Here is a 22,461-nt window from a genome sequence, read left to right as displayed (position 1 = left end):
GGGTGGGTGAAGCGTTGCGGAAAGGGGAGGGTCAGGCTTTCACCCGACCGCCTCCCGGATCGGTCGAGGAGGCCCGGGCGGGGAAGGGATCGCCCTTCGCGTCGGACTTGAGGATCGTGGTCTTCGCCTTGCCGCGCTTGCTGAAGACGTCGTAGGCGACGGCGATCACGATGATCGCGCCCATCACGATCTGCTGGATGTACGAGCCGATGCCGATGAGGTTCATAATGTTGCCGAGGATGCCGACGATGAGCGCACCCGCGAGTGTTCCCATCACGGTGCCGACGCCTCCGGAGAAGCTCGTGCCACCGATGATCGGCGCGGTGATCGCCTGCAGCTCGTAGCCGACGCCGGCGTTGGGCAGACCGGCGTTGACGCGCGACATGAAGATCACGCCGGCGATGCCGACCAGGGCGCCGTTGACGAGGAACGCCTGGTATTTCACACGCGCGACCGAGATCCCGGCGGCCCGCGCCGCCTCCTCGTTGCCGCCGACCGCGTACACCGAGCGGCCGTACCTGGTCTGGTTCATCAGGTACCAGATCACGATCGTCACGCCGATGAGCACCAGCACCGGGATCGGCAGCCAGCCGAGGTTGCCCTGTCCGATCAGGACGAAGTCACCGAGCTGGAGCACGTTCTGACCCTGCGTGAGCTCGAGCACCGCGCCGCGGGCCATGAGCATCATGCCGAGGGTGACGATGAACGCCGGGGTCTTCAGCGTCGCGACGAGGAAGGCGTTGACGAGGTTGCAGATCATGCCGATCGCGATGCCGGCGAGGATCGCGAGCAGCAGGTTGCCGCTCGACTTGTAGACCATGACCGACACCACACCCGCGAACGCCATCACGGCGCCGGCGGAGAGGTCGATCATCCCGCCGATGATGAGCGTCATCGCGCCGAACGCGAGGATGGTGATGACCGACACCTGCCGAAGCACGTTGAACAGGTTGTCCGAGCTCAGGAAGTTCGGGCTCAGCAGGCTCGCCGCGACGATGACGATCAACAGGATGATGTAGATCGAGAAGCGGCTCACCTCGAGTCTCTTCAGGTTGGAGAGCATTTTCATGCCACCTCGATTTCATTCATGGCGTACGTGAGGATGGTTTCCTGCGAGAACTGATCGGGTGTCAGCTCCGCGGTGAGGCGTCCGGCCGACATCACGTAGATGCGGTCGCACATCCCGATGAGCTCGGGCAGCTCGGACGAGATCATGAGGATGCCGCGGCCCTGCTTGGCCAGCTCGGTCATGATCTTGTAGATCTCGAACTTCGCTCCGACGTCGATGCCGCGGGTGGGCTCGTCGAGGAGGAGGATCTTCGGGTCGGAGATCAGCCAGCGGGCGAGGAGGACCTTCTGCTGGTTGCCACCGCTGAGGTTCGCGATGCGCGTCTGCAGGCTGGGCGCCTTGACGTTCATCTTGTCGAAGTACTCGGTGACGAGCTTCTCCTCCTCCCGGCGCCGGGCGAAGCCGCCGTGGATCACCTTGCGCATGCTCGCCAGCGTGGCGTTCTTCATGATGCTGAGCTGCGGCACGATGCCGACCAGACGCCGGTCCTCGGAGAGCATCGCGACACCGGCTTTGATCGCCTGCGTCGGGTTCTTGATCTTCACGGTGGCCGTGTCGATCTCGATCTCGCCCGCATCGAGCTTGTCGAGTCCGAACACCGCGCGGATGACCTCGCTGCGACCCGCGCCGATGAGTCCGGCGAGCCCGACGATCTCGCCCGCGCGGATGTTCAGGTCGATGTCCTCGAACATGTGCGCGGACGACAGCCCGGTGGCACGGAAGACCGTGTCACCGATCTCGACCTGCTCCTTGGGGTACGCCTGGTGGTCGAGGTCACGACCGACCATCTGCGCGATGATCTGGCTGGAGCTGATCTCGGCGGTGGGCTGCGAGCTCACGACGGTGCCGTCGCGGAGCACGCTGACGTCGTCCGCGAGCTCGAACACCTCGTCCATCTTGTGCGAGATGTAGATGATCGACTTGCCCTGTGCGCGCAGATCGCGGATCTTCGCGAACAACGACTCGACCTCCTTGTGGGCGATCGCCGAGGTGGGCTCGTCCATGATCAGCACGTCAGCGCTGTGGTAGACCGCACGGAGGATCTCGAGGGTCTGGATCTCCGAGACGGTGAGCGTGCCGAGTCGGCGGTTGATCGAGAAGTCCAGCCCTTCCGCTGCGAGGATGCGACGCGCCTCGCTGCGGATGAACTTCCAGTCGATCTTGCCGAGCTTCATGGGCAGGCGACCGAGGAAGAAGCTCTCCGCGATGGTCATGCCCGGCACGTAGTTGAGCTCCTGCGAGATCATCGCGATGCCGCGGGCGCGGGCGTCGATCGGGTTCTTGATCCGCACCTCCTCGCCGCGCACCCGGATGGTGCCGGTGTCGGGCTGGTAGATCCCGTTGATGATCTTCATCAGGGTCGACTTGCCGGCGCCGTTCTCGCCGCAGAGAGCGTGCACGGTGCCGGGGCGCACATCGAACGACACGTCGTCGAGGGCCTTCACACCGGGGAACGACTTCGAGATCCCCTCGACGGACAGCAGCGCGTCGGTCATGACGCCGCCCTGACCTCTGGCTCGTCGACACGACGCACGCGCGGCAGGACGATCCGCTTGAGAGAGTCGACCGATCCTTCGCCGGACAGCGCCTCCTCGACCTGCTCGATGCCGTACACGTGCGTGACGAGCGAGTCGAGCACGACCTGGCCGGATTCCAGCAGGGCCCGGGCGATCGGCCAGGTGCCGGTGTAGCGGAAGATGCCGGTGACGTTCAGCTCGCGCATCGCCACGTCGGGCACCGAGAGCGGGAACTCGTCGGCACTGCCGACCAGGACCACGGTGCCGCCTGCACGGGTGGAGCGGATGCCGTTGACGATCGCGGGTGTGGCACCGGAGGCATCGATGAAGACGTTCGCGGCGAGGTCGACGGTCGACTGTGCCGCCGGGTCGACGACGCGGGCACCGTACGATGCGGCGAGCTCCCGGCGGGCCGGGCTGATGTCGGCGACCACCACGTCGACGGCGCCGAACGCCTTGGCCACCTGAGCGGCGATGATGCCGATCGGTCCGCCGCCGGCGATCAGCACGGTGTCACCCACCTTGATGCCGCCCTTCTGCGCGGCTGCGATGCCGACGGATAGCGGCTCCATGAGCGCTGCCGCGTGATCGCTGATCGAGTCGGGCACGTCATACGCGAAGTCGTCCTGGATGATGACGTAGTCGCAGAACGCGCCGTCGATCGGCGGCGTCGCGTAGAACTCCATCTGCGGGCACAGGTTGTAGTCGCCGGCTCGGCAGAAGTCGCAGCGACGGCAGGGCCGCTGGGGCTCGATGGCCACACGTCGTCCGATGCGCTCCGGGTCGACGTCAGCACCGACGGCGACGATGCGACCGCTCACCTCGTGACCGAGGATCAGCGGGGTGTCGACCACGTACGGACCGATGCGGCCGTGCTCGTAGTAGTGCACATCGGAGCCGCAGACGCCGACGCTCGCGACCTCCACCAGCACCTCGTCAGCGGCGGGCACCGGGACGGGGCGCTCTTCCAGCACCAGGTCCTTCACCCCTCGCAGCACGCTGGCGGTCATCGTCGACGGGATCTCAGTCATGAGAAACCTCTCTCTCCTGTGAGAACGGGGTGGTGCGGGGCTTCGGGCTTCTGCGCCCGGAGCGGTTCGGGTATCCGGCGACGAGCCTGCCCGGGCGACGCGTGTCGATCCGGGGGCTTGCGATCGCTTGAATATTAGAACGTAAATCTATAGACGTCAACAATTCCTCATCCATCCCTGATTTATCAATGAAACAGTGCAGAGAGAAGTGGTCCACTCGCTCTTGAAACGTCAAATCCGCTAGGCTGAAGAGATGACCAAGACGCCCGGAGCGCCGCCGCCGACGCTCACGAGCATCGCCCGGTCGCTCGGCCTGTCGCCGGCCACGATCTCGAACGTCTACAACCACCCGGAGCGGGTCAGTGACGACGTCAGAGAACGTGTGCTCGCAACCGCCGAAGCCGTCGGCTATGCGGGACCGGATGCCGCGGCCCGCCGCTTCCGCCGCGGGAAGTCCGAGACGATTGGCGTGGTCTTCACCGACGAGATGCCCTTCGCCCTGGCCGACCCCGCCTCCGTGGCCCTGCTGGCGGGGCTCTCGACCACGCTCCAGGAGGCGCGGCTCAACCTGCTGCTGCTGCCCACCGGCCCGCCCGTCGGGGCGTCGCGGGTGTCGAACGTCATGGGGGCCGTCGTCGACGGCTTCGTCTTCTACTCGGTCCCGGAGGGCGATCCGCACCTCGACGCCGCGCTGCGGCGCCGCCTGCCCACCGTGGTGGTGGACGAGCCGCGCGACGCCCTCACCGCCGACTGGGTCGGGCTGGACGATCGTGCCGCCGCCGCCGAGCTCGGGCAGCATCTGGCCCATCTCGGCCACCGGAAGGTGGGCGTCATCACCTCGCGCCTCGGGCGCGCGCGCTACAACGGCCCCGCCGACGAGGACCGCTGGACGCAGGCCGTCTACTCGGTGCAGCGCAACCGGATCGCCGGTCTCCGCGACGGCCTGGGCGGCGTTCCGCTGGTCGTCGAGGAGCGCTTCGAGAACGCGGTCGAGTCCGGCGCCGCCGCCCTCCAGGCCCTGCTCCAGCGCCACCCCGACCTCACGGCGATCTGCTGCTTCGGAGACGTCCTCGCGATCGGCGCACTCGACGCCGCACGCCGTCAGGGTCTGAGCGTGCCGGGCGACCTCACGATCACCGGCTTCGACGACATCCCCGAAGCGGGACGCGTCGGCCTCACCACGGTGAGCCAGCCACTCGTCGAGAAGGGCCGCATCGCCGGCGAGATGCTGCTGAGCCATGCACTGGCCGAGACCCCGCGGCGACGCTTCCTGCCGACCTCGCTCGAGGTGAGGGCGACGAGCGGTCCTCCGCGTCCCTGAGAGCGCGCGGCAGGAGTCCGGCGGGGTCATGACGGCACCGCCGCTGCACGCGCCGCCGCTGCCACGAGCTCCTCGAACTCCGCGGTCGCGGCGAGCGTAAGCTCGTCCTCGAAGAGGGCGCCGGCGATCGCCGGAGCGAGCGTGAGATCGTGCGCGCCGGCCCCGGCGACGGCCGCGACCTGGTCGGCGGAGCGCAGGCTCGCGGCCAGGATGCGCATGCTCGGCACGCTTCGGGCGATCGCCGCGACGAGCGCAACGCCTTCGCGACCGTTCTCGCTCGCCCTGCCCACGTAGGGTGCGACCTCCTGCGCTCCGGCAGCGGCGGCGAGGAGGGCCTGGGACGGGTGGTACACCGCCGTGATCAGCACCTCGCGTCCGGCGTCCGTCAGCTCGCGCGCGACGGTGAGCGCCGGGGCTGACGCCACGAGCTTGATCACCACGTCGCCGCCGAGATCCGCGATCCGCCGGGCGGTGTCGCGCAGCTCTTCGATCGTCGTCCCGGTCGCCTGTGCGTAGAAGCGGGTCACGCCACGATCCCGCAGCCAGGTGGCGAGAGCGGGCAGGTCGTCGGCGGTCAGTCCGGCGCGATCGAGGATCGCGGGGTTGGTGGTGACACCGGCGAACAACCCGGTCGCCAGAAGCGGCGCGAGCAGGTCACGGTCGGCGCTGTCGATGTAGAGCACGGGTCCTCCTAGAAGCGTTCGCCGTCGGACTGCAGGTCGGCCAGGCGGATGTAGCGGTCCCAGATGTCACCGCGATCGGCGACCGGCTCGGTGACCGAGGTGGCCTCGGGGCGCCAGGCGGCCGTGACGGCGGCGACGGTCTCGCCGCGCACCACCGCTGCGGCCTGGATCGCAGCGCCGCGCGCCGTGCCTTCCGGCGCATCGACGGTGTGCACGGCGCGACCTGTCAGGTCGGCGATGATCTGCCGGTAGGCGTGCGACCGCGCTCCCCCGCCGATGGCGATAGTGCGTCCCGTCACGGGGATGCCGAGAGACGCCATCCCACGCTCTCCTCGCACGAGGCCGAGGGCGACCCCCTCGAACGCGGCCAATGCGAGCTGCTCGCGGCTGGTCGCGGTGCTCAGACCCGCCAGCATGCCGCGCGCCGAGGGCAGTCGCGGCGAGCGCTCACCGTCGAGGTAGGCCGCGAGCAGGGGGCGTTCCGGGTCCAGCGGCGCGGCGAGGGCGAGGGCGGCGAGCGCGGCGTGATCGACCGCGAGCAGCCGCGCGATGGTGTCGGTGACCTTGGTGGCGTTGAGCGTGCAGACGAGCGGAAGATAGCCGCCTGTGACGTTCGCGACGCCGTCGACCGAACCCGTGACGTCGACGACGGGGTCGGGGGTGGTCGCGAACACGACGCCGGAGGTGCCGAGGCTGTACGCCATGTCGCCTTCGCCGAGCCCGATGCCCTGCGCGGCGAGATGCTGGTCGCCACCGCCCGCGCCGACCAGTGCGCCGGGGTCGATGCCGAGCTCTGCGGCCGCGGCGGGTGCGATCCGTCCGGCCGCCTCATCGGGTGCGAGCACCTCGGGAAGCAGCGGGGCCCAGTCGCGCTCCCCCACGACCTCGTCGAGGATGTCGGTGCGCCAACGCCCGGTGTCGGCGGAGTAGTACCCGGTTCCCGAGGCGTCCGAGCGATCCGTGACACGGCGTCCGGTCAACCGGTACGTGAGCCAGTCGTGCGGCACCGAGATGTGGCGGACGCGCGCGAACGCATCCGCGTCGGTCTCTGCCAGGAGCGCGAGCTTCGAGATGGTGATGGCGGCCGAGGGGACGATCCCGATCTGCTGGGCCCACCAGGAGGCGGGATGCCTGTCGAGCAGCGCGGCAGCCTGCGACCCCGAGGTGGTGTCGTTCCAGAGGCGCGCGGGGCGCAGCAGGCGACCGGCCTCATCGGAGACCACCAGACCGTGACACTGCGCGCCGACGCTCACGCCGATGATGCGCACCTCGACGTCGCGGCGCGCGTCTCCCATCGCCGCGACCAGCGCCTGCCACCAGGACTCGGGGTCCTGCTCGCTGATCGGCGGGTGGGTGACCGGATGCGGGGCGCGGCCGGTCGAGACGAGCGCTCCGGATACGGCGTCGCGGAGCTCCACGGTGCACGACTGGGTGGAGCTGTCGACTCCGGCGACCACATCGATCATGACGCGACCTCCCGGTACGCGGGGATGACGATCCGGTCGGCGTCTGCCGGAAGGTCCTCGAGGCGACCGACAGCGCCGGCGGGATGCGTGGTCATGAACTCGGCCCAGGTGTACCCCCGCCCGCGCATGAGCACCTCGGCGAGCGCGTCGCCCCACGCCGACTGCGCGATCGTGATGCCGGTCGCGACGATGCCGCCGATGTCGGCCGCAGGCTGCACGGCGACGGCGACGCTGTGGTCGGCCAGGAACGCGAGCGGCGTCGAGTGGCTGCGCGAGAGGGAGATCACCCGCGCCCCACGACCGCGGGCGATGCGGGCGAGCTGCACGACCTCGCCGGAGGCTCCGCCGTTCGAGATGAGCAGCACGATGTCGGCAGCCGTGATCGCACCGGAGGCTCCGTGCAGGCCGTCCATGGGCGAGAAGGGCAGCGACGGGGTGCCGGTCACTGAGAGGATGTGCGCCATCCGCCGCGCGACGGTGCCGGATGTGCCGGAGCCGCCGATGAAGAGCTTGCCCGTGCCGGAGAGGATCAGCGACGCCGCGGTGACGAGCGAGTCGTCGACCGTGTCGATCAGCGCTGCCACGGCATCGGCCTCTGCACGCAGGCGTCCGCGCGCTACCGCGAGGATGTCGTCATTGACCGTCAACTCTTGCTCCTTCAATCGCACGATGGAATCAGTCGCGCTCATCTGTGATGCTTGGATGTACGTTTGAGCATAGGAAGCTCCTCGTGCCGAAGAAAGGCAGCCGTCACATATGTCACAGTTTCGTGATTTCGACGCTCAAATGAGCGAGGTATCGACGGGCATGGACCACGATCGCGCCCTCATGGCAGCCGTCGCCCGCGCCCACTACCTCGAAGACCGGTCCCGCGTCGACATCTCCGACGCCCTGGGGATCTCACGTTTCAAGGTGGCCCGGCTGCTCACCCGCGCCCGCGAAGAGGGCGTCGTCACGATCGAGATCCACGACTGGGGTCTGCCCGACGTCGAGCTGAGCCAGCGGCTGCAGGAGAAGCTCGGCCTCGAGCGATGCCTCGTCGTGCGCTCTCACGGCGACGACGACACCGTGCGTCGACAGATCGGCGGGGCGGCGGCGCGGGCGCTCGGCGAGAGCCTGCGCGAGGACGAGGTGCTCGGCGTCACCTGGGGCCGCACCCTGACCGCGACCGTGAGTCAGTTCGACCACCTCCCCCGGCTGTCGATCGTGCAGCTCACCGGCGTCGTGGCCGGCGACCTGGCATCGTCACCCATCGAGGTCGTGCGCCAGACGTCGCGCCGTTCCGGCGGGGATGTCTACCCGATCTTCTCCCCGCTGATCGTCGACGACCTCGAGACCGCGAAGAGCCTGCGCCGCCATCCCGACATCCGCTCGGCCATGGACCTGTTCCCCGCGGTCACCACCGCCCTGCTCTCGGTCGGCGCCTGGAACCCGCCGGTGTCGCAGGTGCGGGACGTGCTGCCCATCGACGACCTCGCCAACGCTCTCAGCAAGGGATGCGTCGCCGACATCGCGGGCATCCTCATCCAGAGCGACGGCACCCCGGTCGACCCCGATTTCCAGGACCGCTGCGTCAACATCTCGTACGAGCAGCTGCAGAAGGTGCCGCGTGTGGTCGCCGTCGCCGGTGGAGCCGCGAAGGCCGATGCGATCCGGACGGTGTCCCGTGTGGGGCTCATCACCGAGCTGTTCACCGACCACACTCTCGCCGAGGCCGTGCTCGCGGAGGATCGCTGATGCGGATCGCCGGCTCGCTGTGGTCCGTTCCCGCCGAGGATCGCCTGACCACCGCGCTGCGGCTGCGGGACGCCGGTCTGCGTCGGCTGCACTGGGACACGACCGACGGCAGCTTCGCCGCGGCGGGAGGGTTCCCCCCGGACTCCGCCGCCGAGCTGGCCTCCGCGACCGGGCTCTCTGCCGAAGCCCACGTGATGGCTCATCGGGCTGGGCGGGACGTGGACGCCTGGACCACGTTCTGCGACCTCGTCTTCGTGCACATCGAGAGCGACGACTGGCAGGAGGCACTCGTGCGCATCGAGCGGCGCGGCGCCACCCCCGGCCTCGCAGTCTCACCGCAGACCCGCGCCGCCGACGTGCCAGCCGATGTCGCGGTGCTGTGCATGTCGATCGTCCCCGGTCAGGCCGGAAGCGCGTTCGACACCGCTGTCCTGCACAAGCTCACCGCCCTGCGCAGAGCCTCGCCCGACCGTCGGCTCGCCGTCGACGGCGGCGTGCGCCGCCTGCACCACGACGCCCTCGCCTCCGCCGGCGCCGACTGGGCCGTCGTCGGCACCGACCTGGTGTTCGACCAGGAGGACGCCTGGGCCGAGGTCCTCGCCGCCGGGGCCGACGCCTCGGCCTGACCTCCCGACTTCCCGACCTGCAGGCGCCCTAGGTGTGATGTCCAGGCAGGTTGTTTTCGATTCTGCTGATGGGCGGGGCTCCGATCGCGGAGTGGTGCCTGTGATGATTGTAGAAGTGCAGCCAGCCCGGGAGTGCTTTGCGGCGCTCAGTCTCTGAGGGATAGAGCTTCGCGTATGCCCAGCCGTCGGCGAGGGTGCGGTGGAAGCGCTCGATCTTCCCATTCGTTTGTGGACGGTAAGGCCGGGTCTTCTTCGCCGTGATCCCAAGATCGATGCAGGCATCGCGCCAGGCGTGAGACTTGTAGGCCGAGCCGTTGTCCGAGAGGACGCGCTCGACAGTGACACCGCGGTCGGCAAACCAGGACACCGCTCGGCGGAGAACACCGATCGCGGTGTCCGCTTTCTCGTCGGAGCAGATCTCGGCGTAAGCGACGCGGGAGTGGTCGTCGATGACGGTGTGCACGAACGCAGTGCCGAGCCTCGGCTCGTAACGATGGTTCCTGCTCTTGGTGCGGGTGGCGGTGGCCTCTCGGTTGCGTTCGCCTTGGACGCGGCCGACGAAGCGCCAGCCGCCGCCGTCGGGGATGTTGCCGAACTTCGTGACGTCGACGTGGATCAGCGATCCGGGATGATCGTGCTCGTAGCGGCGGATTTGCTCCCCATTGACCCTGTCGATATGGCTGAGCCGGTTGATGCGGCAGCGCACCAGGACCGCGTGGACGGTCGAGGCGGGCAGACCGAGTTCGCCAGCGATCTGAACCGCGCCGAGACGCCGCCGCCACCTCGCTTTCACGATTTTCTTGACCTGCGGCAGCGGGGTCTTCGTCGGCATCGATCGCGGGCGACTCGAACGATCAGCCATCCCAGCAGGTCCCTCCAGGCGCAGCCTGGCCGCCCACTTCCGGGCGGTCACGGGCGAGACCATGAACATCTTCGCCGCGACCTGCGGCGGCCAGTGATCCTCGACGATCAGGCGCGCCAGTCGAAGCCGGGCGCGTGGGGTCAGGGCAGCGTTAGCGTGGGACACGAGGGCCTCCTGGTTCCTGAAGCGGTTGAACTCAACAGCTCCACTTCACAACCGGAGGCCCTCACCTCTCAGCTCTTCACGGCCGTGTCGCCGAAACAACGTCCCTGGACATCACACCTAGGCGGCCGGAGGCAGCTCGAGTCCGAGCGTGCGCGCCGCCTGGCGGGCCATGCCCCAGGCGACGAATTCGCCGGCGGGCGGCGCGGTCATCGGGATGCCGAGGATCTCGGGAGCCATCGCGCGCACGGCCGCGGACCGGGCGCCACCGCCGATGAGGATGCCCCGCTCCGTGGGCACGCCGAGGTCGCGGATCGCGTTCAGGCCGAACAGCAGACCGCCGAGCACGCCCTCATAGGCCGAGCGAGCGACGTTCTCTCTCGTGGTCGAGGCGAGCGTCATGCCGAATAGGGTTCCGGTCGCATCCGGGAGGTTCGGGGTGCGCTCGCCCTCCAGGTACGGCTCGAGCACCAGACCGCCGGCACCGGGAGACGCAGCAAGGGCGAGTCGGCTGAGTTCTTCGTGATCCACTCCGAGGAGGGCGGCGAGCGTGTCGAGCACCCGCGCGGCGCTGAGGGTCGCGACGAGCGGCAGATGGCCGTCGGCTGCGTCGGCGAATCCGGCGACCGTTCCCGAGGGGTCGATCGTGCGATGAGCGCTCGTCGCGAAGACCGTCCCGCTCGTGCCGATCGACACCACCACGTCTCCGACACGAGCTCCCAGACCCAGCGCGGCGCCGGCGTTGTCCCCGGATCCCGGTCCGACCGAACGGCCGTCGGCATCGCGGACCGCTGCGTCGTGGGCGAGGACCCGCGGCAGCACCGCGTCGTGCCCCAGCGCCTCGGCGAAGAGCTCCCGGTCATAGCCGGCATCCGTCCAGTACCCGGTTCCCGAGGCCTCGGAACGGTCGGTCACGAGCTCATCCAAGTCGGCGCCGAGACGGGAGTCGGGGCCGAAACCCCGCAGACGCCAGGTGAGCCAGTCATGCGGGAGCGCGACGGCACCGACCGCACGGGCGCGCTCGGGCTCGTGTTCGCGCAGCCAGTGCACCTTGGTGAGGGTGAACGAGGGCACGGGCACGAGGCCGGTGCGCTCCGCGAGGGCCGTCGCGCCGTACCGGGCGATCAGTGCCGTTGCCGCATCCGACGAGCGCAGGTCGTTCCACAGCAGGGCGGGCCGCACGACGCGTCCCCTGCTGTCCAGCGCCACCATCCCGTGCTGCTGCCCGCTGATCGCCCACGCGCGCACGTCGCCGAGTCCGCCCGCCGCGGCGATCGCCTGCCACCAGGCCTCCGGGTCGACCTCGGTTCCCGGCGGGTGAGCCGCCCGCCCTTCGCGGACGACCGTGCCGGAGACCGCGTCTGCGATGACGACCTTGCAGGACTGGGTCGAGGAGTCGATTCCCGCCACGAGTTCCATGCTGCGATCATCCCATGCGGGGCGACGGGCACTCATCCGGCTCGGTGTCAGAGCCAGCCCTTGCGTTTGAACGCCGCGTACAGGCCGAAGCCCAGCGCGATCATCATGCCGACCGCCATGGGGTAGCCGAGCAGCCAGTGCAGCTCCGGCATGTGGTCGAAGTTCATGCCGTAGATGGTGCCGACGAGCGTGGGCGCGAACAGGATCGCCGCCCATCCCGAGATCTTCTTGACCTCGTCGTTCTGACGGATGCTGAGTTCCGTCATCCGCCGCATCTCCTCGTTCTGGCGGCGTGCGACGATGGTCGATTCGACGGTGAGCGCGTTGTCGAGCACGGTGCGGAACGTCGTCGCGCGGTCGCTCACGCGCAGGGTGTGATCCAGCACGTCGCGCAGATACCGCTGCAGCTCTTCGGTCACCTGGTACTTGTCCGACCCTTGAAGCAGTGCCTCCAGCATCCCCGACAGCGGCTGCGTGGCCCGCTGGAAGTCGATGACCTCCCGGCTCAGATCGTAGATGCGCTGCGTGGCGTCGGTGTTCTCCTCGAACAGCTGGCTCTCGATCTCGTCGATGTCGTTCTCGAGCCCCGCGAGGACGGGCGTGTACTCGTCGACGACCTCGTCGAGGATGGCGTACAGCACGGCTTCGGGGCCGTGGGCGAGGAGCGCGGGGTCGGCTTCGAGGCGACGCCGGACGCGGCCGAGGTCGGGGGACTCCGCGTGCCGGATCGTCACCACGAAGTCGGGACCGACCAGCACATGCACCTCGCCGAACTCGACCTCTTCGAGGTCGTCGAGATAGCGGGCCGGTCGCAGCACCATGAACAGCACGTCTCCGTAGCGCTCGAGCTTCGCGCGCTGGTGCCCGGAGAGGGCGTCCTCCACGACGAGCGCGTGGATCCCGAACTCCTCGGCGACCTCGCGGATCTCCTCCTCGCTCGGTCGATAGAGGCCGATCCACCCCATGCCGTCGCGTTCGCGCATGCGCTCGAACGTCTCGCTCAGGGTCACCGGGTTCTCGGTGCGGACGCCATCCACGTAGATCGCATTGTCGATGATCGCCATCGTCGCCCCTTCGAGTACCTGTGGGTCAGCCCGGGTTCACTCCGCGGCGGGAGGAGCGACGCAGGCGATCGCCGCGTCGGTGATCGCCTGGTGGTACTGCTCGGCGGTGAACGGAAGACCGAACTCGGGAGCCGTCTGGCCGTCGGCGGCCGGCGCCTTCGAGGCGATGGCTGCGAGCTCCCACGAGAGGTGCTGGGCGAACTGGGCGCCGGCCGTGGAGTCGTTGAGCACAACCGCCACCGTGAATCCGGTCGCCGGGTCGGAGTACGCCGCGGTGGCGTATCCCGGAGTCCAGCCGTGCTGGCCGATCATCGATCCCACCAGGTAGCCACCGCCGGCGGCCTGGAACCAGGATGCGGCGCCGTCTGCCGCCGAGAGCGGATCGGCGAAGCGCTCCGGCTTCTCCTTCGTGCGCAGGACCTGCTTCGCCTCCGCCTGGGCGTAGCGACCGAGGTCGGTGATAGTGGAGACGACACCGGAGTCGGTGAACCCCGAGCTGGACGACAGCTTCGTGATGTCGACGGGGGCCGCGCAGTCGTATCCGCCCTCGACGGCATTGAGGTAGTGACCGTCGAGCACCGCGCCGGTTCCCGGCGCTGCCGGGGTCGGCCCGGGAAGCGAGGTGTCGGGCAGCGCGAGAGGTTCGGTGACGTACTCGGCGATCAGCTCGGAGGCCGTCATGCCCGACGCGCGCTCGAGGGCGAGGCCGAGCAACAGGTAGCCGGCGTCCGAGTCGCGGAAGGTCGTGTGGGGCGCGACGCGCTCGCGCGCCAGCCCGAAGCCCGCGAGCTCCAGCGGCGACCACACCCGCTCAGGGGTGTTCAGCCAGGCCGACTTCACGGTTCCCTCGGAGGATCCCGCGCCACTGGTGCCGTTGCACAGATCGAGGAGGGTGATGCCGTCGTCGCGCATGTCGGCGACGCCCGAGACGTAGTCGGCGACGTTGGCGTCGAGCTCCACCACGTCCCGGTCGGCGAGGGCATAGAGCACGTCGCAGGTCATCAGACGGGTGACGTCCGCGATGCGGAAGGACATGTCGGTCGACAGCTCCGCACCGCCTTCGCGATCCTGCGTGCCGATGCCCGCCACCCAGCTCCCGCTCCAGGGCGCCCATACGCCGACGATCGCACCGGTCGCACCGGAGGAGACGAGCGCGTTGTCGACCGCGGCCTGCATCGCGGCGACCGTGTCGTCCGGGAGCGGACCGTCGACCTGTGCGGGCGGCGTGTAGGAGAAGGACTCCTCGGACGAGCATCCGGTGAGAGCGAGAGCGAGCACGGCTGCCGTCGCCGTTGCGGCGCGCCACCGGCGCGACGAGAGAAGCTGCATGAAAGGGACCCCCGAGGACGTGTCTCCCGAGTCTAGAGCGCCGAGGCTGAAAGTCGGCCCCGGAGCGATCTCGGAGCCGCCGTAAGGTGGTCACCGTGCCCCATATCTTCGACGCCGACGTGATCACCGCCGTTCTCCGCCACATGAACGGCGACCACACCGATGACAACATCCTCATCGCCCGCGCCTTCGCGGAGCCGTCGGATGTCGAGGTGACCGGTTCGGTGATGACCGGGTTCGACGGAGACGCCGGCGTGTGGGAGATCACCCGCGACGGTGAGGTCGCCGAGCTGCGCGTGCCCTGGCCCGGCGGCCCGATCGCCGACCGCCCCGCCGTGCGCCGCGAGGTCGTGGCTCTCTACGACGCCGCCTGCGCCCGCCTCGGCGTCGAGCCACGGCCGCACGCCTGAACACTGCGACTTCCCTCCGGGGTTAGGCAACCCTTACACTGGCCTCATGCCCGAGATCCTCTCCTTCTCCGCCGCCCTGCGCGAGCGTTCGTCCGGATCGCACTCCCGCAGCGAGACCGCCGGCTTCATGTCCGACCTCCTGAAGGGCGAGGGGTCGCGCGAGGACTACATCTCCCTCGTCGCGCAGCACTACTTCATCTACGAGGCGCTCGAGGGCGCGGGCGAGCGCATGCGTCAGGATCCGGTGGCCTCGGTCTTCATCACCGACAAGCTCACCCGACTCCCCGCGCTGGAGGCCGACCTTGAGTTCCTGCTCGGGGCCGACTGGCGCGAGCAGATCGTCGCCCTGCCCACCACTCAGCGCTACGTCGACCGCATCCGCCAGGTGGGCGCCACCTGGGCCGGCGGCTTCGTCGCGCACCTCTACACCCGCTACCTCGGCGATCTGTCCGGCGGCATCTTCATCGGTCGCGTGATGGCCCGTCGCTTCGGCTTCGAGACCAACGGCATCGGCTTCTACCTGTTCGACGACATCGCCGACCCGTCCGCTTTCAAGGACGTGTACCGCGAGCAGCTCGATGCCGCCCCGTGGGATGAGGCCGAGCGCGAGCGCGTGATCGACGAGGTGCTCCTCGCCTACCGCTTCAACACCGAGCTGTTCGAAGACCTCGACCGCGCTCGCGCCGCCGCCTGAGCGGATCCCGCGCCCGGGAGCTCAGCTCTTCGGCAGCTCGGGGGCGGATGCCGCGAGCCAGGCATCGCGCATGAACCGACGCACGTCTTCGTCCACCCGGATGTCGCGGGGTCGCAGCGCACGCGACAGATACAGCCCCTCGAGCGAGGTCAGCCGACTGAGGGCGACATAGGTCTGCCCCGGCGCGAACGCCCCGGAGCCGAGGTCGATGATGGCCCGCTCGTAGGTCTTGCCCTGCGACTTGTGGATCGTGACAGCCCAGGCCAGACGCAGCGGGAACTGCGTGAATTCGGCGACGACGTCACGGGAGAGCTTCTTCGTGTTCTGGTCGTACGCGTAGCGGAAACGTTCCCACACGGCGGGCTCGACATCGACCTCTTCACCGTCGATGTCGACGCGCACGGCACTACCGAGGATGCGCACCACCGTTCCGATCGTGCCGTTGACCCAGCGCGGCGGCTCACCGGACATCGCGGTGTCGTTGCGCAGGAACATGACCTGCGCCCCCACCTTGAGCTTCAGCTCCGACTCGGCCGGGAGCGCGGCCTCGCCCCTGCCGAAATCTCCGCTCACCTCGGCGCGCGCGGTCTGCTCCTTGCCCGGCAGAGCGGCCAGGTGTCGGCTGTTGATGCTGTTCACGATGTCGTTGCGGGTTGCGAGCGTGATCATCGGGACCTCGCCGGGCTCCGGATCCGGTGGTGTCCGCGCCCCCTGGGTGTTCAGCACGCCCGCGATCTCGGCGGTCACCCGCCCGTAGCGCACGGCGTTCAGCATGGCCTTGAACCCGTCGTCGGACTGCCGGTGGATCTGCACGAGCTCGCGCACGTGCAGCTCGGCGCGCGTGTCGACGGCGAACAGCCCCTCCTGGTCCGACTCGCCGGTGCCGCCGCCGGTCCCCGCCCACACCTTCGCGTCGAAGAACCAGAACGAGCGGTAGTGGTCCTGCACGTATCGGGCCTCGTCGCCGCGGGGCGGCACGGGCGCCAGCTGATACGGGTCGCCGAACATGACGACCTGCACCCCGCCGAACGGCTCGCCCCTGCGTCCCCGCGCCTGGCGGAGAGAACGATCGATCGCATCCATCAGATCCGCGTTGACCATCGAGATCTCATCGATCACGAGCGTCTCGATGGCGTTCAGGATGCGACGGGTCGCGTCGTTCTGATCGATGTCGGCATCCCCGATCAGACCGATCGGCAGGCGGAACAGCGAGTGGATCGTCTGCCCCTCGACGTTGAGCGCCGCGACGCCCGTGGGCGCGCAGATCGCGATCTGCTTCTTCGTATTCCATGCGAAGTGCTGCAGGAGCGTCGACTTCCCGGTCCCGGCTCGCCCGGTGATGAAGACGTGCTCGCCCGTGTCCTCGATGAGTCGGAACAGCTCTTGCTGCTCCTCGGACAGGGCGGGAAGGGACACGGTTCTCACAGGGGCAGCGGACGGACAGGGCGCTCGTCCATGCTACGTCCCGGTATCCGCACACGGCCGCCGACGCTCGGCGTCCCCCCAGGACGCCCTCCTAGACTGACGCCATGGACCGGGCACGTGCGAGCGCGCCCCGGCGTGCGCGCCTGGGGGTCGATCTGGCGATGCTCGCCGTCGTCGGCCTGCTGCTCATCGCGGCTCTGGGAGCGGGCGGCGTCACGCTGTACCAGCAGTTCTACGGCCCGTCCGCGTTCGTCGTCCGCTACCTCGACCTGCTCTCCTCCGGTCGCGCCGCCGATGCGCTGCGCGTACCGGGCGTCGCGATCGACCGCGAGACCCTCGACGCCGCCGGGATCGATCCCGGAGCGTCCGAGGCGATGCTCCGCCGCGCCGCACTCGCCCCGCTGACCGACGTGACGATCACCTCGGAGAAGCCGGCAGAGGGCGGCACGGCCGTCACCGTCAGCTACCAGGCGAGCGGACACGCCGGCACCAGCACCTTCCTGGTCGAGCAGGACGGTTGGGCGGGCGTCACCCCCAACTGGCGCTTCACCACCAGTCCCCTGGCCGTCGTGGATCTGACGGTGCGCGGCGCCGACCAGTTCGCGGTGAACGGGTTCGAGGTCGACCGGCGCCAGGTGTCGATCGACGGCGTCGATGCGGTCGCGCTCGACCCGCTGCCGCTGCTCGTGTTCACGCCGGGCCTGTACGCGGTGACGGTGGACACCGCGATCTCGACCGCCTCGGGCCACGGGGTCCTCGCCGACACTCCCCTGGCCGTCACACCGCTCGATGTGCAGACCGAGCCGACCGATGAGTTCGTCGACGTGGTTCAGGAAAGGGTCGAGGCCTTCCTCACGGAGTGCACGACGCAGGAGGTGCTCCAGCCGACGGCCTGCCCGTTCGGCCTGCGCGTCACGAACCGACTCGCCTCCGCGCCGAAGTGGTCGATCGCGACGCAGCCCCAGGTCACGGTCACCCCCGACGGCGGGCAGTGGCAGATCCCGACGACGGACGCGGTCGCCCACGTCGAGGTCGACATCCGCTCGCTGTTCGACGGCAAGACCCAGCCGTTGGCGGAGGACGTGCCCTTCCAACTCACCGGGACGATCGCGATCCTGCCCGACGGATCCGCGTCGATCAGGATCGGCTCCCCCGGCGACCCCGCCGTCGACTGACCGGGTCGGGCGTCGGCCTCAGCGGCTTCCGCGCTGGTCGCGCTCCGCGAGGGCGGCGAGCTTGGCGTTGTACTCCTCGAGCTCGGCGTCTCCCGTGCGGTCGGCATGCCGGTCTGCGCGGCGCTGCAGCTTGGTGTCGCTGCGGCTCCACTGGATCGCGACCGTGATCGCGAGGATCAGCGTCGGGATCTCGCCGATCGACCAGGCGATGCCGCCACCGACGTACTGGTCCTGCAGCGGATCCACACCCCAGTCGCGGCCCATCGACCCGAACCAGTCGGCGACCATCAGCCCTTCCTGCATCATGATCGCGATGCCGAAGAAGGCGTGCATCGCCATGACGGCGATCAGGGTGATCAGGCGACCGGGGTAGGGCAGACGGTACGGCACAGGGTCGGCGCCGATCAGGCTCATCACGAACAGGTAGCCCGAGATCAGGAAGTGGATGACCATCCACTCGTGACCGAGGTGCTCGTACATCGACCAGCGCACCAGGTCGGTGAAGTAGAAGGCCCACAGCGACAGGATGAAGATCGCCGCTGCGACGAACGGATGGGTCACCACGCGGGAGAACGGCGAGTGCACGGCCCACATGATCCACTCGCGACCACCGCGGGTGCCGTCGTCGCGCTTGTGGATCGCGCGCAGAGCGAGCGTGATGGGGGCGCCGGAGACCAGCAGCAGCGGGATGGCCATCGACAGCATCATGTGGCCCATCATGTGGATGCTGAACAGGTACTCCTGGTACGCGTTGAGCGGGCCGCTCGTCACCCAGACGAGCATCAGCATGCCGAGCACCCAGAACACGGTGCGGTGGATCGGCCAGCGGTCGCCGCGCAGGCGCAGGCGCCGCACGCCGGCGAGGTACAGGAAGAGGCCGAAGCCTGCGGCGACGAGCCAGAGCACGTCAAAGTCCCAGGCCGTGAACCAGCGCTCGAGCGTCAGCTCCGGAGGCAGCGTCGCGCCGGTGAGGATCTGCGCGGGCGTCTGGGCGAAGGCGGCGACCTCGCCGGTGGGCGGAGGTGTGCGCGCGAGCGCGGCGGCCGCTCCGGAGGCGAGGCCCATCAGCGCGACCTCGCACAGCACGAGGAGCCAGAACCAGCCGGCCGCCCGCTGACCTGCGAGCCGGGGGATCAGACGTGCGCGATACCAGGCGCCCAGCAGTCCCATGCCTCCCAGCAGCACGACCTTGGCGAGCACGATCCAGCCGTAGGGCGTCGCCCACAGCGCGTCCCAGCCTCCGACGGCCACGATCGACCGGGTGACCCCGGAGAACGCGACCACGGCGAAGGCAGCGATCGCGAGGGACGAGTAGCGTGCGACGAGCCGCGGGGTGTCGATGTCGGCGCGCCCGCGCAGCAGCACCAGCAGCAGGAGCCCACCGAGCCAGACGGCGGCGCCGATGGTGTGCAGCAGGATCGAGTTGACCGCCATGTTGTGCCCGGCGAGGTCGCCGGCATGCCCCTGCGTCGCGAGCGGGAGGAAGGAGACCGCGGCGAGCAGCGCCGTGATGAGGGTGGGCGTCCACGAACGCCACGCGAACGCGAGCACCGTGATGATCGCGCCGAAGATGGTGGTGATGAGCCAGGACTGCCCCAGCGGCAGCTCCAGCAGGAAGCGCCCGAGCTGCGTGCCGAACTCGCGCTCGATGCTGAGCTTGGGGTTGAACGCGGCCATGAAGGCGAGGAACCCCGCGAGGCCGGCCGAGACCGTGAACACGGCCGCACCGACCGAGGCGATGTTCAGAGCGGCGTCGAACGATCGCTCCCCCGCGCGCAGGCCGAACAGCGCGAGCACGAGCGCGCCGAGCATGACCGCGCCCGAGACGTTCATGACGAGCTTCGCGATCGGCGTACCCCAGAGCACGAAGGGACCGGGGTCCTGCAGCAGCGGCGGCTTGGCGCCTCCGCCGACGAGGAGCGCCAGCACCAGCGCCACCAGGGCGGCGATGAGGAGGATGATGACGCCGGCGACTCGATACGCCGAAATCCGACTCGTCGACTCGCTGCGGGAACTCACCCCTCCAGCCTAGGCGCGCCCGACGGTGAGAAAGCACGCAGGCCGCCCCCGTCGGAACGGGAGCGGCCTGCGAAGAGGTGCGGTCGAATTACTTGACGGCAGCCTTGAGCTTGGAGCCAGCGGTCACCTTGACGCGCTTGCCGGCCGGGATCTTGATCTCGGCGCCGGTCTGCGGGTTGCGGCCCGTGCGAGCAGCGGTGTCGACCTGCTCGAAGGAGATCCAGCCCGGGATGGAGACCTTGCTGCCCTTGGCAACGGCGTCGGAGACCGTGGCGAACAGCGAGTCGAGGACACCGGAGACGGTGGCCTGGCTCTGGCCCGTGGCGCTTGCGATGCTCGCGACGAGCTCGGTCTTGGTGATGGACTTGTCAGCCATGTCATCCTCCAGCGACGAGTTCCCGTCGCATCGTTGTGGGTGTCGGAGCGGATGCTCCTGGTCTAGCGACCGCCTTGAATGTACCAACCACCACCCTCATTTCCGCGTCATTTCGCGGGTTTTGGGCAATTACTGGGCGTGTCGCGTCACTTTTGTCACTCCAGTCACAGATTCGAGGGGCGGATCCGCGCCCCGGAAGCCGGATCGGCGCGGTCGCGGATGCCCGCGGCGGTGCCGGAGGTCAGGGCAGGTTGCTGAGCAGACGCACCTCGAGCACCGGATTCGCGGCGGTGACCTCCGCCCTGATGCCTTCGCCGACCGACGCCGAGACCCAGCCGATGATGCCCGTGGTGAACGCCCCCTCCGTGAGGATCGTGTCCTCCCACTCGACGTCGCAGTTCGTCAGCAGCCAGCTGCGGGCCGAGTTCACACCGATGTTCGCATCCTCGGGCAGCACCTCGCCGACCGCGCGGTCATCCGGGATCAGGTACACGTCGAACGTCCCGAGAGGGATGCCGACGAACTGCTGCGGCTCGGCCTCGGCGCTGCGGATCGGAGTGCGCCACGCGATGGCGCGGGTCTCGGCGTCGACGAGGATCAGCCACATCGGCACAGGACCAGGCACGTAGTCGGTGTCGCACTGCGCGAGAGCCGTCTCGAGCGGGATCGTGTCGGTGCCGCGCTCCTGCTCGGGGTTGTACAGGGCCACCGTCTCCGGAACACGGTCGTGCGTTCCCGCCCACTCCTGAGCGCTCGCACCGAACACGTCGAGACGCGTATCGACGCCCGACTGGGGCTGGGGGTCCGGCTGCGGCTGCGGCTGCGGCTGGACCGCGGGGCACGACTCGGCCGCGGTCGCCGAAGAGGGCGCGGCGATCAGGCCCCCGCCGGCCACCGCGAGGGCGAGCAGTAGCGCTCCTCCGGCGAGACGGCCGCGGCGCCCGCGCCCACCGACGCGGAGCGTCAGCACGAGGCCGCCGGCGATGAGCAGCCCGGCCAGGACGAGAAGACCAGCGAGCGTCAGCGGGTCGGCGCCGGACTCGGCGAGAAGGCCGGAGGCGGGGATGCAGTCGTTCATGAGTCCTCTCCACCCCCCGGTTCACAGAGAGGATATCGGTATCGCGGCGCGCTGCGCATCCCCCGGATACGCGAAAGGGGCGAGGATCCGAAGATCCTCGCCCCTTTCGACTGTCTGCTGAGACTTACCAGCTCGACTTGGTCACGCCGGGCAGCTCGCCACGGTGTGCCATGTCACGGAAGCGGACACGCGAGATGCCGAACTTCGTGAGGACACCGCGGGGGCGGCCGTCGATGACGTCGCGCGAACGCACGCGAGCCGGCGACGCGTTGCGCGGCAGCTTCTGCAGGCCGACGCGTGCGGCCTCGCGGGCCTCGTCGGTGGCGTTCGGGTCGACCAGGGTCTTCTTCAGCTCGGCGCGACGCTCGGCGTAACGCTCGACGATGACCTTGCGCTGCTCGTTGCGAGCGATCTTGCTCTTCTTAGCCATTGATCAACGCTCCTCTCGGAATTCGACGTGCTGACGGATGACCGGGTCGTACTTCTTGAGCACGAGGCGGTCGGGGGTGTTGCGGCGGTTCTTCTTCGTCACGTACGTGTAACCCGTACCTGCCGTCGAACGCAGCTTGATGATCGGACGTACGTCCTGAGCCTTCTTGGCCATTAGAGCTTCACACCCTTCGCCTGGAGGTCCTTGACGACGTTCTCGATGCCACGGACGTCGATCACCTTGATGCCCTTGGCGGACACGTTGAGCGTGATCTTACGACCGAGCGACGGAACGAAATAAGTCTTCTTCTGCACGTTCGGGTCGAAGCGGCGCTTCGTCCGGCGGTGCGAGTGCGAGACGTTGTGACCGAAGCCGGGAACAGCTCCGGTCACCTGGCACACTGCTGCCATGATGGTGACTCCTTCTATACCGTGAGGCCGGACGGCCTCACCCAAGATCCCTTGTCTGCACGCGACCCCGCCTCGCCGATCTCTCGGCCGCAGAAGGGGAAGCACGCGAACTGCGCACAGGAGTGTGCGCAGACAAAGAGTCAGCTTAGCACGGCGGC

At 68.9% G+C, this 22,461-nt stretch carries 23 protein-coding genes; 6 read left to right on the top strand and 17 right to left on the bottom strand.

All coding sequences use genetic code 11. The annotated features are described in order from the left end of the window. Window positions 1-31 precede the first annotated feature (31 nt). From KY497_RS04380 to KY497_RS04370, 3 genes are read right to left on the bottom strand one after another with little or no spacing between them, the layout of a single operon-like run. The gene (locus KY497_RS04380; RefSeq protein ID WP_258185882.1) at window positions 32-1,036 is read right to left on the bottom strand and encodes an ABC transporter permease; all 1,005 of its coding nucleotides are present in this window, start codon (window positions 1,034-1,036) and stop codon (window positions 32-34) included. Window positions 1,037-1,065: 29 nt separating this feature from the next. Continuing rightward, window positions 1,066-2,565 (bottom strand): sugar ABC transporter ATP-binding protein, encoded by a 1,500-nt coding sequence (locus tag KY497_RS04375; protein ID WP_219869910.1) that lies wholly within the window; start codon window positions 2,563-2,565, stop codon window positions 1,066-1,068. Then, window positions 2,562-3,617, bottom strand: coding sequence for an NAD(P)-dependent alcohol dehydrogenase (locus KY497_RS04370; RefSeq protein WP_219869909.1), 1,056 nt, complete (start codon window positions 3,615-3,617; stop codon window positions 2,562-2,564). Before KY497_RS04370 ends, KY497_RS04375 begins: the two co-directional genes overlap by 4 nt. Window positions 3,618-3,870: 253 nt before the next feature. Here KY497_RS04370 and KY497_RS04365 point away from each other — a divergent pair, with 253 nt between their 5' ends. Next, on the top strand, window positions 3,871-4,938 hold the full coding sequence (locus KY497_RS04365) for a LacI family DNA-binding transcriptional regulator (protein WP_219869908.1): 1,068 nt from the start codon (window positions 3,871-3,873) through the stop codon (window positions 4,936-4,938). Window positions 4,939-4,964: 26 nt separating this feature from the next. Here KY497_RS04365 and KY497_RS04360 read toward each other — a convergent pair whose 3' ends face one another. Genes KY497_RS04360 through KY497_RS04350 form a run of 3 tightly spaced genes read right to left on the bottom strand, consistent with a single transcriptional unit; the run spans window position 4,965 to window position 7,776 of the window. Beyond that, window positions 4,965-5,621 (bottom strand): transaldolase family protein, encoded by a 657-nt coding sequence (locus KY497_RS04360; protein WP_219869907.1) that lies wholly within the window; start codon window positions 5,619-5,621, stop codon window positions 4,965-4,967. An 8-nt stretch (window positions 5,622-5,629) separates the two neighbouring features. After that, window positions 5,630-7,087 (bottom strand): xylulokinase, encoded by a 1,458-nt coding sequence (gene xylB / locus KY497_RS04355; protein WP_219869906.1) that lies wholly within the window; start codon window positions 7,085-7,087, stop codon window positions 5,630-5,632. Further along, window positions 7,084-7,776: an SIS domain-containing protein gene (locus KY497_RS04350; RefSeq protein WP_219869905.1), complete on the bottom strand. Its 693-nt coding sequence runs from the start codon at window positions 7,774-7,776 to the stop codon at window positions 7,084-7,086. Before KY497_RS04350 ends, xylB begins: the two co-directional genes overlap by 4 nt. A gap of 97 nt (window positions 7,777-7,873) precedes the next feature. Here KY497_RS04350 and KY497_RS04345 point away from each other — a divergent pair, with 97 nt between their 5' ends. Continuing rightward, on the top strand, window positions 7,874-8,824 hold the full coding sequence (locus KY497_RS04345) for a sugar-binding transcriptional regulator (protein WP_219869904.1): 951 nt from the start codon (window positions 7,874-7,876) through the stop codon (window positions 8,822-8,824). Continuing rightward, a complete protein-coding gene (locus KY497_RS04340) occupies window positions 8,824-9,450 on the top strand; it encodes a hypothetical protein (RefSeq protein WP_055875000.1) in 627 nt (208 codons plus the stop codon). The genes KY497_RS04345 and KY497_RS04340 overlap by 1 nt, the downstream gene beginning before the upstream one ends. Before the next feature lie 28 nt (window positions 9,451-9,478). Here the strand turns inward: KY497_RS04340 and KY497_RS04335 are convergent, their stop codons facing one another. The 4 genes from KY497_RS04335 to KY497_RS04320 form a co-directional block, all read right to left on the bottom strand. After that, window positions 9,479-10,477, bottom strand: a complete 999-nt coding sequence (locus tag KY497_RS04335; protein WP_179516460.1) for an IS481 family transposase — start codon at window positions 10,475-10,477, stop codon at window positions 9,479-9,481. A 117-nt stretch (window positions 10,478-10,594) separates the two neighbouring features. Then, window positions 10,595-11,893 (bottom strand): FGGY family carbohydrate kinase, encoded by a 1,299-nt coding sequence (locus KY497_RS04330; protein WP_219869903.1) that lies wholly within the window; start codon window positions 11,891-11,893, stop codon window positions 10,595-10,597. Window positions 11,894-11,940: 47 nt separating this feature from the next. Continuing rightward, on the bottom strand, window positions 11,941-12,957 hold the full coding sequence (gene corA / locus KY497_RS04325; protein WP_219869902.1) for a magnesium/cobalt transporter CorA: 1,017 nt from the start codon (window positions 12,955-12,957) through the stop codon (window positions 11,941-11,943). A gap of 36 nt (window positions 12,958-12,993) precedes the next feature. Further along, window positions 12,994-14,286: a serine hydrolase gene (locus tag KY497_RS04320; RefSeq protein ID WP_219869901.1), complete on the bottom strand. Its 1,293-nt coding sequence runs from the start codon at window positions 14,284-14,286 to the stop codon at window positions 12,994-12,996. Between the two features lie 95 nt (window positions 14,287-14,381). Here KY497_RS04320 and KY497_RS04315 point away from each other — a divergent pair, with 95 nt between their 5' ends. After that, window positions 14,382-14,696 (top strand): DUF2470 domain-containing protein, encoded by a 315-nt coding sequence (locus KY497_RS04315; RefSeq protein ID WP_055866941.1) that lies wholly within the window; start codon window positions 14,382-14,384, stop codon window positions 14,694-14,696. Window positions 14,697-14,742: 46 nt separating this feature from the next. Next, complete coding sequence (locus KY497_RS04310; protein ID WP_219869900.1) at window positions 14,743-15,390, top strand: heme oxygenase (biliverdin-producing); 648 nt, start codon at window positions 14,743-14,745, stop codon at window positions 15,388-15,390. 21 nt (window positions 15,391-15,411) lie between these two features. Here the strand turns inward: KY497_RS04310 and KY497_RS04305 are convergent, their stop codons facing one another. Continuing rightward, window positions 15,412-16,806, bottom strand: coding sequence for an ATP-dependent RecD-like DNA helicase (locus KY497_RS04305; protein ID WP_055866505.1), 1,395 nt, complete (start codon window positions 16,804-16,806; stop codon window positions 15,412-15,414). A gap of 113 nt (window positions 16,807-16,919) precedes the next feature. Between KY497_RS04305 and KY497_RS04300 the strand changes: the two genes are divergently transcribed. Continuing rightward, a complete protein-coding gene (locus KY497_RS04300; protein ID WP_219869899.1) occupies window positions 16,920-17,990 on the top strand; it encodes a hypothetical protein in 1,071 nt (356 codons plus the stop codon). Window positions 17,991-18,008: 18 nt separating this feature from the next. Here KY497_RS04300 and KY497_RS04295 read toward each other — a convergent pair whose 3' ends face one another. The 6 genes from KY497_RS04295 to rpmB form a co-directional block, all read right to left on the bottom strand. After that, on the bottom strand, window positions 18,009-20,009 hold the full coding sequence (locus tag KY497_RS04295) for a cytochrome c oxidase assembly protein (protein ID WP_200942452.1): 2,001 nt from the start codon (window positions 20,007-20,009) through the stop codon (window positions 18,009-18,011). 88 nt (window positions 20,010-20,097) lie between these two features. Beyond that, complete coding sequence (locus KY497_RS04290; protein WP_017203554.1) at window positions 20,098-20,385, bottom strand: HU family DNA-binding protein; 288 nt, start codon at window positions 20,383-20,385, stop codon at window positions 20,098-20,100. 241 nt (window positions 20,386-20,626) lie between these two features. Further along, window positions 20,627-21,463 (bottom strand): hypothetical protein, encoded by an 837-nt coding sequence (locus KY497_RS04285; RefSeq protein ID WP_219869898.1) that lies wholly within the window; start codon window positions 21,461-21,463, stop codon window positions 20,627-20,629. Between the two features lie 124 nt (window positions 21,464-21,587). After that, window positions 21,588-21,893: a 30S ribosomal protein S14 gene (gene rpsN, locus KY497_RS04280; RefSeq protein WP_017829734.1), complete on the bottom strand. Its 306-nt coding sequence runs from the start codon at window positions 21,891-21,893 to the stop codon at window positions 21,588-21,590. Between the two features lie 3 nt (window positions 21,894-21,896). Continuing rightward, on the bottom strand, window positions 21,897-22,067 hold the full coding sequence (gene rpmG, locus KY497_RS04275) for a 50S ribosomal protein L33 (protein ID WP_017203558.1): 171 nt from the start codon (window positions 22,065-22,067) through the stop codon (window positions 21,897-21,899). Further along, a complete protein-coding gene (gene rpmB, locus KY497_RS04270) occupies window positions 22,067-22,303 on the bottom strand; it encodes a 50S ribosomal protein L28 (protein WP_017203559.1) in 237 nt (78 codons plus the stop codon). The genes rpmG and rpmB overlap by 1 nt, the downstream gene beginning before the upstream one ends. Window positions 22,304-22,461: the final 158 nt, after the last annotated feature.

It is taken from the genome of Microbacterium sp. PAMC22086 (assembly GCF_019443525.1).
Taxonomy (GTDB): domain Bacteria; phylum Actinomycetota; class Actinomycetes; order Actinomycetales; family Microbacteriaceae; genus Microbacterium; species Microbacterium maritypicum.
This window is presented reverse-complemented; position numbering and strand designations above follow the sequence as displayed.

Excerpts from the sequence above, each read along its gene's own strand:
- KY497_RS04375 (WP_219869910.1), bottom strand. The coding sequence starts at position 2,565 with ATGACCGACGCGCTGCTGTCCGTCGAGGGGATCTCGAAGTCGTTCCCC.
- KY497_RS04370 (WP_219869909.1), bottom strand. The coding sequence starts at position 3,617 with ATGACTGAGATCCCGTCGACGATGACCGCCAGCGTGCTGCGAGGGGTG.
- KY497_RS04365 (WP_219869908.1), top strand. The coding sequence starts at position 3,871 with ATGACCAAGACGCCCGGAGCGCCGCCGCCGACGCTCACGAGCATCGCC.
- xylB (WP_219869906.1), bottom strand. The coding sequence starts at position 7,087 with ATGATCGATGTGGTCGCCGGAGTCGACAGCTCCACCCAGTCGTGCACC.
- KY497_RS04350 (WP_219869905.1), bottom strand. The coding sequence starts at position 7,776 with ATGAGCGCGACTGATTCCATCGTGCGATTGAAGGAGCAAGAGTTGACG.
- KY497_RS04345 (WP_219869904.1), top strand. The coding sequence starts at position 7,874 with ATGAGCGAGGTATCGACGGGCATGGACCACGATCGCGCCCTCATGGCA.
- KY497_RS04340 (WP_055875000.1), top strand. The coding sequence starts at position 8,824 with ATGCGGATCGCCGGCTCGCTGTGGTCCGTTCCCGCCGAGGATCGCCTG.
- KY497_RS04330 (WP_219869903.1), bottom strand. The coding sequence starts at position 11,893 with ATGGAACTCGTGGCGGGAATCGACTCCTCGACCCAGTCCTGCAAGGTC.
- corA (WP_219869902.1), bottom strand. The coding sequence starts at position 12,957 with ATGGCGATCATCGACAATGCGATCTACGTGGATGGCGTCCGCACCGAG.
- KY497_RS04320 (WP_219869901.1), bottom strand. The coding sequence starts at position 14,286 with ATGCAGCTTCTCTCGTCGCGCCGGTGGCGCGCCGCAACGGCGACGGCA.
- KY497_RS04310 (WP_219869900.1), top strand. The coding sequence starts at position 14,743 with ATGCCCGAGATCCTCTCCTTCTCCGCCGCCCTGCGCGAGCGTTCGTCC.
- KY497_RS04300 (WP_219869899.1), top strand. The coding sequence starts at position 16,920 with ATGGACCGGGCACGTGCGAGCGCGCCCCGGCGTGCGCGCCTGGGGGTC.
- KY497_RS04290 (WP_017203554.1), bottom strand. The coding sequence starts at position 20,385 with ATGGCTGACAAGTCCATCACCAAGACCGAGCTCGTCGCGAGCATCGCA.
- KY497_RS04285 (WP_219869898.1), bottom strand. The coding sequence starts at position 21,463 with ATGAACGACTGCATCCCCGCCTCCGGCCTTCTCGCCGAGTCCGGCGCC.
- rpsN (WP_017829734.1), bottom strand. The coding sequence starts at position 21,893 with ATGGCTAAGAAGAGCAAGATCGCTCGCAACGAGCAGCGCAAGGTCATC.
- rpmG (WP_017203558.1), bottom strand. The coding sequence starts at position 22,067 with ATGGCCAAGAAGGCTCAGGACGTACGTCCGATCATCAAGCTGCGTTCG.
- rpmB (WP_017203559.1), bottom strand. The coding sequence starts at position 22,303 with ATGGCAGCAGTGTGCCAGGTGACCGGAGCTGTTCCCGGCTTCGGTCAC.